This window comes from Streptomyces sp. NPDC058671 (genome assembly GCF_042716475.1).
GTDB lineage: Bacteria > Actinomycetota > Actinomycetes > Streptomycetales > Streptomycetaceae > Streptomyces.
The window spans coordinates 246,438-252,646 of record NZ_JBHXSA010000010.1; the positions used below are offsets into that span (position 1 = coordinate 246,438).

General features: G+C 73.0%; 8 protein-coding genes. 6 read left to right on the forward strand and 2 right to left on the reverse strand.

Going from position 1 to position 6,209, the window contains the following annotated elements:
- Window positions 1-98: 98 nt before the first annotated feature.
- Entirely contained in the window at window positions 99-497 is a 399-nt protein-coding gene (locus ACFWV2_RS15765) for a hypothetical protein (protein ID WP_384405574.1), read from the reverse strand.
- A 52-nt stretch (window positions 498-549) separates the two neighbouring features.
- On the opposite strand from ACFWV2_RS15765, the gene ACFWV2_RS15770 reads away from it, so the two are divergent.
- Entirely contained in the window at window positions 550-1,245 is a 696-nt protein-coding gene (locus ACFWV2_RS15770; RefSeq protein ID WP_384405575.1) for a uridine kinase, read from the forward strand.
- 169 nt (window positions 1,246-1,414) lie between these two features.
- On the opposite strand, the gene ACFWV2_RS15775 is transcribed toward ACFWV2_RS15770, so the two are convergent.
- On the reverse strand, window positions 1,415-2,137 hold the full coding sequence (locus ACFWV2_RS15775; protein ID WP_384405576.1) for a SigE family RNA polymerase sigma factor: 723 nt from the start codon (window positions 2,135-2,137) through the stop codon (window positions 1,415-1,417).
- A 171-nt stretch (window positions 2,138-2,308) separates the two neighbouring features.
- Here ACFWV2_RS15775 and afsQ1 point away from each other — a divergent pair, with 171 nt between their 5' ends.
- The 5 genes from afsQ1 (at window position 2,309) to ACFWV2_RS15800 (ending at window position 6,126) form a co-directional block, all read left to right on the forward strand.
- The gene (afsQ1, locus tag ACFWV2_RS15780; protein WP_360785591.1) at window positions 2,309-2,986 is read left to right on the forward strand and encodes a two-component system response regulator AfsQ1; all 678 of its coding nucleotides are present in this window, start codon (window positions 2,309-2,311) and stop codon (window positions 2,984-2,986) included.
- The gene (locus tag ACFWV2_RS15785; RefSeq protein WP_384405578.1) at window positions 2,983-4,512 is read left to right on the forward strand and encodes an ATP-binding protein; all 1,530 of its coding nucleotides are present in this window, start codon (window positions 2,983-2,985) and stop codon (window positions 4,510-4,512) included. The genes afsQ1 and ACFWV2_RS15785 overlap by 4 nt, the downstream gene beginning before the upstream one ends.
- Entirely contained in the window at window positions 4,509-5,171 is a 663-nt protein-coding gene (locus tag ACFWV2_RS15790) for a hypothetical protein (RefSeq protein WP_384405580.1), read from the forward strand. Before ACFWV2_RS15785 ends, ACFWV2_RS15790 begins: the two co-directional genes overlap by 4 nt.
- A gap of 82 nt (window positions 5,172-5,253) precedes the next feature.
- Window positions 5,254-5,835, forward strand: a complete 582-nt coding sequence (locus tag ACFWV2_RS15795; protein ID WP_384405581.1) for a VanZ family protein — start codon at window positions 5,254-5,256, stop codon at window positions 5,833-5,835.
- A 90-nt stretch (window positions 5,836-5,925) separates the two neighbouring features.
- On the forward strand, window positions 5,926-6,126 hold the full coding sequence (locus tag ACFWV2_RS15800) for a PspC domain-containing protein (protein WP_360785584.1): 201 nt from the start codon (window positions 5,926-5,928) through the stop codon (window positions 6,124-6,126).
- Window positions 6,127-6,209: the final 83 nt, after the last annotated feature.

Below are 6,209 nucleotides of genomic sequence, written 5' to 3' on the forward strand. Positions count from 1 at the left end.
GTGCACGCACCCGGGGGCCGTCCCGCGTTCCCGGTCCCCTTCCCCCCGGGAGTTGTCCCAGAGCCCCTCGAACGCATGTGTCCGCGTCCCCCGGTGCCCTAGGGGAGCAGGCTCTGCGTGAGCGCTCCGGCCACCGGCAGGTCGGCGACCGCGCCGCCCTTCGTGAGGTGGTCGGTCACCAGGCCGGTGCCCACCGGCTTGAAGTCGGCGACCTGGGCGCCGAGGCCGTTGTCGAGCGGGTCGACCCCGGTGTTGGCCAGCGGGTCGAGCTGGAGCCGGGTCAGCGGGCCCAGGCCGTGGGTGACGCCCGACAGGGCGCCCGCCCCGGCCGCGGCGGCGTCCGTCCTGGTCGGCGCGTCGACGGGCAGCGGCACGGGGGCCGCCGCCTGCGCCCCGCCGCCCGCGCCGAGTACGGCGGCGCCCACCGCCGTGACGGTGAGACCTGCCCTGAGCAGGGCGCTGCGGCGGGGACGAGGGGTGGCTGCGTGACGGGACATGACGATCCTTCCGAGGCGTGACCGGACGGACACCGACAGTAGTTCAGGTGTGATGCTCGATACCAACGGTCTTCCTCGGGGGTCCCCTGCACGGGGGGATGGTTCACACTGGTGTCCCGTGAGTTCCCTACCGATCCCGACCCGGGTCGTCCTGCTCGCGGGCCCCTCCGGCTCCGGCAAGTCGTCCCTCGCCGCCGTCACCGGCCTTCCGGTCCTGCGCCTCGACGACTTCTACAAGGAGGGTGACGACCCGTCCCTCCCCGTCGTCGACGGCAGTTCGGACATCGACTGGGACTCTCCACGGTCCTGGGACGCGGACGCCGCCGTCGCCGCCATCGTCGAACTGTGCCGTACGGGGCGGACGGAGGTCCCCGTGTACGACCTCGCCACCAGCTCCCGGGTGGACCGCGAGCGGCTCGACATCGAGCGGACGCCGCTCTTCGTGGCGGAGGGGATCTTCGCGGCGGAGATCGTGACCCGCTGCCGTGAGCTGGACGTCCTCGCCGACGCGCTCTGTCTGCGCGGCCGCCCGTCGACGACGTTCCGCCGACGGCTCGCCCGCGACCTCCGGGAGGGGCGCAAGTCGGTGCCGTTCCTGCTGCGGCGGGGATGGCGGCTGATGCGGGCGGAGCGGGCGATCGTGGCCCGCCAGACGGCCCTCGGCGCCCACCCCTGCGCCAGGAACGAGGCCCTGAGCCGCCTGACGACAGCGGCGGCGGACCACCACCGCACCCCGACCCCGCACTGAGCCCCCGGGCCGACGTCCCGCCTCCGTGCGTCGCGGCGGGCCGCACACGCGGAAGCGGGCCGTACGAGACCCCCCGGCTCGTACAGCCCGCTTCTCTTCCCCCGTACCCCCGTACGGTCCCCGCGCCGGCCCCGTTCCCCCGTAGGCCGTCGTGGGGTCCCCCCAGACCTCAGGCCACCAACTCGCCGAAGGACTCCTCCTCGTCACGGCCGAAGCTCAGCACCTCGTCCTCGCGCAGTCGCCGCAGCGAGCGCCAGATGCTCGACTTCACCGTGCCGACACTGATGTCCAGGATCTCCGCGATCTCCGGATCGGTCCGGCCCTCGTAGTAGCGCAGCACCAGCATCGTCCGCTGGAGCTCGGGCAGCCGGGCGAGGGCCTGCCACAGCACCGTGCGCAGCTCCGTGCCGCGCATCGCGTCCGTCTCGCCGACCGTCTCCGGCAGCTCCTCGGTCGGGTACTCGTTGAGCTTGCGTCGGCGCCAGGCGCTGATGTGCAGGTTGGTCATGGTGCGGCGGAGGTATCCGCCGACGGCGGCCTTGTCGCTGATCCGCTCCCAGGCCCGGTACGTGGAGAACAACGCGCTCTGGAGCAGGTCCTCGGCCTCGAACCGGTCACCGGTGAGGTGGTAGGCGGTGGCGTACAGGGAGGCACGACGCTCCTGGACGTAAGCCGTGAACTCGGCTTCCGAACAGGTGGCGCGTTCCCCCGTGCCCTCCCCGTACGCCGCTCCCCCGTCAGCGACGGCCACCATGTACGGCGCCTTGCGCTGACGTCCGACACTGCGAACGCACCCCCGCGGGTTCACACCGCCGGACTTCTCCGTGCTCCGTACGACATCGTGGAGACGCGTGACTACTGCGCTCGAGGTGGTGCTGTGCAGTGCGTTCATCTCGCGCCCCCCGTCGATCTGGAGTGTGTGTGGGTCCGTGTGCCGAGAAGCTTGCCCAGCGGACTTCATGGCGCTGTCCGCCGACTGTCACAGGCGTGTCACAGGGGTCGGAACAGAAGCGCGCCTCCCAGCGGTCGAACTCGGACGGCCGCATGGGACAGAATGACGCCCGTGCCTTTTCTGCTGCTGATCGAGGACGACGACGCCATCCGCACGGCCCTCGAACTCTCCCTGTCCCGGCAGGGCCACCGGGTGGCCACCGCCGCGACCGGTGAGGACGGTCTCCAGCTGCTGCGCGAGCAGCGGCCGGACCTGATCGTGCTGGACGTCATGCTGCCCGGCATCGACGGCTTCGAGGTGTGTCGGCGCATCCGCCGCACCGACCAACTGCCGATCATCCTGCTGACCGCGCGCAGCGACGACATCGACGTGGTCGTGGGCCTGGAGTCCGGCGCCGACGACTACGTCGTGAAACCGGTGCAGGGCCGCGTCCTGGACGCCCGCATCCGGGCCGTACTGCGGCGCGGCGAGCGGGAGTCGACGGATTCGGCGACGTACGGCTCGCTGGTGATCGACCGCTCCGCGATGACGGTCACCAAGAACGGCGAGGACCTCCAGCTCACGCCGACCGAACTGCGGCTGCTCCTCGAACTGAGCCGGCGGCCCGGTCAGGCGCTCTCCCGGCAGCAGTTGCTGCGGCTGGTGTGGGAGCACGACTACCTGGGCGACTCGCGGCTCGTCGACGCCTGTGTGCAGCGGCTGCGCGCCAAGGTGGAGGACGTGCCGTCCTCGCCGACGCTGATCCGTACCGTGCGCGGGGTCGGCTACCGGCTGGACGTCCCTGCGTGAGCAAGGGGATCCTCACGCGGCTGCGTCTCTCCAGCCTGCGGCTGCGGCTCGTCGTCGTCTTCGCCCTCGTCGCGCTCACCGCGGCCGTCGCCGCCTCCGGCATCGCGTACTGGCTGAACCGCGAGGCGGTGCTGACCCGTACGCAGGACGGGGCGCTCAACGACTTCCGGCAGGAGATGCAGAACCGGGCGGCGACGCTGCCGCTCCGGCCCACCCAGGACGAGTTGCGGCGGACCGCCGAGCAGATGGCGACCGGCAGCCGCGACTACCAGGTGCTGCTGCTCGGTGAGCGGGACGCGGGCAAGCCGATCGTCGGCGCCTCCGACCCGGACGACTTCACCCTGGCCGACGTGCCGCGCTCGCTGACGGAGGCCGTGGACACCGAACGGCGGGTCACGGACGCCAACCCGTACGCGTACCACCTGTTCTGGCAGCGTACGGAGCGGAACGGGACGCCGTACCTGGTCGGCGGGACGCGGATCGACGGCGGCGGGCCCGCCGGCTACATGTTCAAGTCGCTGGCCGCGGAGAAGGCCGATCTGAACTCGCTCGCCTGGTCGCTGGGGATCGCCACCGCGCTCGCGGTGGCCGGTTCGGTGCTGCTCGCGCAGGTCGCGGCGACGACCGTGCTGCGGCCGGTGCACCGGCTCGGCGAGGCGGCCCGGCAGCTCGGTGAGGGCAAGCTCGACACCCGGCTGCGGGTCAAGGGCGCGGACGAACTGGCGGATCTCTCCCGTACGTTCAACAGCGCGGCGGAGTCCCTCCAGAAGAAGGTCGCGGACATGAGCGCGCGGGAGGAGTCCTCCCGCCGCTTCGTGGCCGACATGTCGCACGAGCTGCGGACCCCGCTGACCGCGCTCACGGCCGTCACGGAGGTCCTGGAGGACGAGCAGGACTCCCTGGACCCGATGATCGCCCCGGCCGTCGCCCTCGTCGTCAGCGAGACCCGGCGGCTCAACGACCTGGTGGAGAACCTGATGGAGGTGACCCGCTTCGACGCGGGCACCGCCCGGCTCGTCCTCGACGAGGTCGACATCGCCGACCAGATCACCGCGTGCATCGACGCGCGCGCCTGGCTCGACGCCGTCGACCTGGACGCCGAGCGGGGGATCGTGGCACCGCTCGACCCGCGCCGCCTGGACGTGATCCTGGCGAACCTGATCGGGAACGCGCTGAAGCACGGCGGTTCGCCGGTACGGGTCTCGGTGCGCACGGACGCCGACGAGCTGGTCATCGCGGTACGCGACCACGGGCCCGGCATCCCCGAAGAGGTGCTCCCGCACGTCTTCGACCGCTTCTACAAGGCGAGCGCGTCCCGGCCGCGGTCGGAGGGCAGTGGCCTCGGCCTGTCGATCGCCATGGAGAACGCGCTGATCCACGGCGGTTCGATCACCGCCTCCAACTCGGTCGGTGAGGACGGGACGGTGGACGGCGCGGTGTTCGTGCTGCGGCTGCCCCTGGACGCGTCGGGCATCACCCGCGAGGTGCAGACCCGCAGCAGCCAGGGCGAGGTGGAGGAAGCGTGAGGCGCGGCGTCTTCGGGCGTACGGCCGGCGCGGGAGCCCTCGCGGCGGCCGCGCTCACCGTGCTCGTCACCGGCTGCGGGATCAGGACGACGTCGGTCCCGGTCGACGCGGGGGCGGCCCCGTCCCGGGTCCCGTGCAGCACGACCGAGGCGAGTACGACGGGGTCGGCGGTGCAGGGCCTGCCGGTCCGGGTGTTCCTGGTCTGCGGGTCGCAGCTGGAGGCGGTGGACCGGCGGTCGCCGCTGCCGGAGGAGAAGGCGGGCGGTGATCCGGTGCGTACGGCCCGCGGGCTGCTCGCGCAGCTGCTCGCCGAGCCTTCGGAGAGTGAGCGGCAGGCCGGCTTCACGAGCGCGGTGCGCGGGCCGCTGGTGGTGAGCGGCGGCCGCCGGGGCGATCCGACGGGCACGCTGCGGTTGAGCCGCCAGCCGGAGGACCTGGCGCCGACGGCGCTGTCGCAGCTGGTCTGCACGTTCGCGGAGAGCTCGGCGGGCGCGGGCGGCCACACGGTCCTGCTCGGCGGCCCCGGCGCGTACGAGCCGAAGCGCTACCGGTGCACGACGGAACTTCGGGAACGCCCGGAGTCTGCCCCGCAGACGGCGCCGGCCACCGCCCCGACGACCGCTCCGGCGACCACCCCGGCGGTCACGGCCACGGGCTGACCGGGGGCGCCGCCGGGGGCCCCGGGGCGGCCGGGACCTCCTCGGCGGAACCGATTCCGCTGTGCGGGGCGTCTTGGTGGGCGTGCAGCGTCAAGGTTCGGGCGGCAGTGCCGCCGTGGTCGTCCGCGTGGCGGGGTTCGTCCTCGTCCTCGCGCATCTGCTGCTCGTCGCCTGGGTCAGCCTGCGCCCACGGGACGTGGCCTGGGTGACCGCGCCGAACACCGTCCCGCTGAACGGCCTCCGGGCCGATCTCGCCCTCGGTGCCACCGAGGCGGCCCGGCTGATCGGCGAGGGACTGCTGCTCCTGGCCCCGCTCGGCTTGCTCCTTCCGATGGCCGAGGGGCGGCTGCACGTCTCCCCCTGGGCCTCCCTCGCCCGGACGACCGCCGCCGGGGCGCTGGTGTCGCTGGGCGTGGAGCTGCTGCAGACCGCCGTGCCGGGTCAGGTGGTGGACGTGGACTCGATCCTCCTGAACACGGCGGGGGTGGCGCTCGCGCATCTCCTCCTGGTGCCGGCCGGGCGGACCTGGCTGCGCCGCAGGTCGGACGCGGGACGGCCGGGCTCCTCCGCGGGGACGGGCCGGGGACGGGGTTCCGCCCTACCGCGGAACGAGGGGTCTCAGGGTGCGACCCCGACGATTACCAGGGTCCCGATCGCCCGGTAGACCGACGCCCCGGACCCCCCGCCGGCGGCAGTATGGAGTCATCGGGAGCCCGCCAGAGCGGTTCCCGGACCGACTCCGAAGGAGCCCACCATGGCCGCACTTGCCCGCCCCCGTGACGGACGCATGATCGGCGGAGTGTGCGCGGGGCTGGCCCGACGCTTCGGCATCTCCGCGACGACGATGCGCGTGATCTTCGTGGCCTCGTGTCTGCTGCCGGGCCCGCAGTTCCTGCTCTACCTGGGCCTGTGGATCTTCCTGCCGGCCGAGAAGGGCACGAGCACGGCCTGGTAACGGCCGCCGCGGCGACGCCCAAAGGGGGCGCACACCGGAGCAACCCGTAGGCGCCCCATACGCCGACACGGCGCCGGTGACAC